This is a genomic window from Streptomyces sp. NPDC090798 (assembly GCF_044768965.1).
Classification (GTDB): Bacteria; Actinomycetota; Actinomycetes; order Streptomycetales; family Streptomycetaceae; genus Streptomyces.
In genome coordinates this window covers 1-1,059 of sequence record NZ_JBIVXA010000073.1, presented here as the reverse complement: position 1 = coordinate 1,059, position 1,059 = coordinate 1, and the positions used below count along the sequence as shown (strand labels likewise).

General features: G+C 64.2%; 1 protein-coding gene. It reads left to right on the top strand.

The features are described 5' to 3' along the window. The coding region (locus ACIQTP_RS47015; RefSeq protein ID WP_403412415.1) for an AMP-binding protein at positions 1-1,059 on the top strand (1,059 nt) is incomplete at both ends.

Genomic DNA, 1,059 nt, shown 5'->3' with positions numbered 1-1,059 from the left:
TCGATGCGGAGGGTGTCGATGTTGAGTTGACGTTTGCGGTGGATTTGTTTGATCGGGTGACCGCGGTGGGTTTGGTGGAGCGGTTGGGTCGGGTGTTGTCGGGGGTGGTGGCGGATCCGGGGTGTCGGGTTTCGGTGCTGGATGTGTTGGGTGGGGAGGAGTGGCGTCGGGTTGTTGTGGGGTTGAACGATTCGGCGTGTGGGGTGGTGTTTGAGGGGTCGGTTCAGGAGCGGTTTGCGGATCAGGTGCGGCGTTCGCCGGATGCGGTGGCGGTTTCGTGTGCGGGTCGGGAGTTGTCGTATCGGGAGTTGGATGAGCGGGCGAATGGGTTGGCTCATCGGTTGATTGGTTTGGGGGTGGGTGCGGAGTCGCCGGTGGCGTTGGTGATGGAGCGGTCGGTGGACACGGTGGTGGCGATTGTTGCGGTGTTGAAGGCGGGTGGGGTGTATCTGCCGTTGCATGTGGGGCTGCCGGTTGAGCGGATGGAGTGGATTGTTGGTGAGGCGGGTGCCTCGGTGGTGGTGGCGGATCGTGTGATGGCGGGGCGTGGGCTGCCGGGTGGTTGTTCGGTGGTGGTGGTTGAGGATGTGTGGGCGGGTGGGTTGTCGGTGGTGGATCCGGGTGTGGTGTCGCTGCCGGAGCAGTTGGCGTATGTGATGTTCACGTCGGGGTCGACGGGTGAGCCCAAGGGTGTGGGGGTTACGCATCGGGATGTGTTGGAGCTGGCGGGTGATCGTCTGTTCCGTGTGGGGCATGAGCGGGTGTTGTTGTTGGCGTCGTTTGCTTTCGATCCGTCGACGTATGCGTTGTGGGTGCCGTTGTTGCGGGGTGGCCGGGTGGTGGTGTCGCCGCCGGGTGATCTGGAGGTGGGTACGGTTGCGCGGTTGTTGCGGGAGGAGGGGATCACTGGTCTGGATGTGACGGCGGGTCTGTTCCGGGTGATCGCGGAGGAGGCTCCGGAGTGTTTTGCCGGGGTGCGTGAGGTCTTCACCGGTGGAGACGTGATCTCCCCGACCGCTGTGCGACGTGTCCTGGAAGCCTGCCCCGACACCGTCGTCC